Below are 2,012 nucleotides of genomic sequence, written 5' to 3' on the forward strand. Positions count from 1 at the left end.
GGCGATCCCGATCCGGTTGATCCGGCGCCGCCGGTCGTGCCGACCGATCCGCCGCCCGCGACACCACCGGCACCACCACCGGCACCAGTGGCGGATCCGCCCCCGCCACCGCCGGTGGTGCCAACTGAGGTGCCCGACCTGCCGACACCGGCGGCGGGCGAGGAAATCCTGCTCTATCGCATCGAGGTTCCGGTCTATTCGGCCTTGCCGCCGGTCGCCGAACATCTGGCGATGACGACGCTCGGCACATTCCACGAACGGCGCGGCGAGCAGAGCCTGTTGTCGAACACCGAGCTGTCGCCGGTCTGGGGCCGCATCTTCGGTCAGGACAGCAAGATGGCCTATTCAGGAACGGTATCGCCGTCCTTTGACGGCACCCTGTTCGGCCTCCAGGCGGGCTTCGATCTGTTCGGCCGCGAAACCGCGTCGGGCCAGACCGATCGCGCCGGCCTGTTCGTCGCCTATGCCAGCATGAATGGCGACGTGCGCGGCCAGGCGCTGGGCAGGGACAATCTGTCCGTCGGCAGCATGGATATCAACGGCACCAGTATCGGCGGCTACTGGACCCGGATCGGTCAGGGTGGCTGGTACCTGGACGGCGTCCTCATGGCCACCTTCTTCGGCGGCAACGCAACATCGTCGCGCGACATTGGCATCGACGTCGGCGGGACCGGCGTCACCGCTTCGCTGGAAGGCGGCTATCCCATCGCGCTGGCGCAAGGCTGGACGCTTGAACCGCAGGCGCAACTGGTCTGGCAGCAATTGTCGCTCGACGATGCGTCGGACCGCTTTGCTTCGGTTTCCTTCGATACGGACGGCAGCGTGACCGGCCGGCTCGGCGCACGGCTGCAAGGCGAAACAGCGATCAATGGCATGGCGCTGCAGCCGTATCTCAAGGCCAACATCTGGCACGATTTCGGCGGCACCAGCCATGTCAATTTCGACACCACCGACATCTCGACCGAGGGCAGATCGACCTCGTTCGAGTTCGGCGGCGGCGTGATTGCCAAGGTGACGGACAAGGTCAGCATCTTCGCCACCGGCGACTACACCACCAATCTCGGTGGCGACAAGCGTCGGATCCTCGAAGGCAATCTGGGCTTCAGCGTCAAATGGTAAGGCCGGTCAAAAAGACAGCTTAATTGCTGGAACGCATCGCCACCGTGGCGATGCCGGCGCCGACCAGCAGCGTACCGCCGGTGCGGTTGAAGATGCGGATCGCCTTGGGATTGCGCACCACGTTGCGTGCGCGTGCCGCGATCAGCGCATAGCCGAAGGCATTGGCGAAGGCGAGCGCCAGGAAGGTCGTCTCGAAGATCAGCATCTGCGTCCAGAAATCGGCGTGCCGGTCGAGGAACTGCGGCAGGAAGGCAACGAAGAACGTGATGCTTTTCGGGTTGAGCGCGGTGACCAGCCAGGCGTGCGCCATCATCTTGGCCGAGGAGACCGCGTCGGTGCGCGGTTCGGCCTTCAACGCGCCGCCGGCGCGAAACAGTTTCACGCCAAGATAGATCAGATAACCGGCGCCGATCAGCTTCAGGATGGTGAAGACGGTCGCCGAGGCCGCCAGCAGCGCGCCGATACCCAGCATCGACAACGTCATCGCAGTGAAATCCCCCAACGCCACGCCGACGGCCATCGGCAGAGCGGTACGCCAGCCCTGGCCCAGCGCATAGGACACGACCAGCAGGATGGTCGGACCTGGAATGATGAGAAGGATCGTCGATGCGGCAGCGAAGGCGGCCCAGTTTTCGAAGGACATGCTCGTCTCCTTTGAGCTTAAAGAAGAGGATAAATCCTTAGGCCCGGGAGAATGTAAAGAGGCGATTTCCCTAACTGCGCCAGCGGCAGATCGGTGTCAGTTCGCGCCGCTCAGCGTGCTCACTATATCGGCCAGGCTGACATTGGCACCGAGAACGGTTGCCGCCGCGACAATGGCAGCGGCAAAAAGCTTGATGTCGGTTTTTAAGGTCTTGCACATGGAGGCCCCTCGCTGATGGTTCGAGGAGTAG

At 63.5% G+C, this 2,012-nt stretch carries 2 protein-coding genes; one reads left to right on the plus strand and one right to left on the minus strand.

Going from position 1 to position 2,012, the window contains the following annotated elements; genetic code table 11:
* Window positions 1–1,119, plus strand: a 1,119-nt coding sequence (locus tag EN969_RS28570; protein WP_127419605.1) for an autotransporter outer membrane beta-barrel domain-containing protein, incomplete at its 5' end; no start/stop codon positions are given.
* A 19-nt stretch (window positions 1,120–1,138) separates the two neighbouring features.
* On the opposite strand, the gene EN969_RS28575 is transcribed toward EN969_RS28570, so the two are convergent.
* Window positions 1,139–1,762 (minus strand): LysE family translocator, encoded by a 624-nt coding sequence (locus EN969_RS28575; RefSeq protein WP_023761181.1) that lies wholly within the window; start codon window positions 1,760–1,762, stop codon window positions 1,139–1,141.
* Window positions 1,763–2,012 lie beyond the last annotated feature (250 nt).

Origin of the sequence: Mesorhizobium sp. M7A.F.Ca.CA.003.01.2.1 (assembly GCF_003998945.1) — a bacterium.
Classification (GTDB): Bacteria; Pseudomonadota; Alphaproteobacteria; order Rhizobiales; family Rhizobiaceae; genus Mesorhizobium; species Mesorhizobium ciceri.

Excerpts from the sequence above, each read along its gene's own strand:
- EN969_RS28575 (WP_023761181.1), bottom strand. The coding sequence starts at position 1,762 with ATGTCCTTCGAAAACTGGGCCGCCTTCGCTGCCGCATCGACGATCCTT.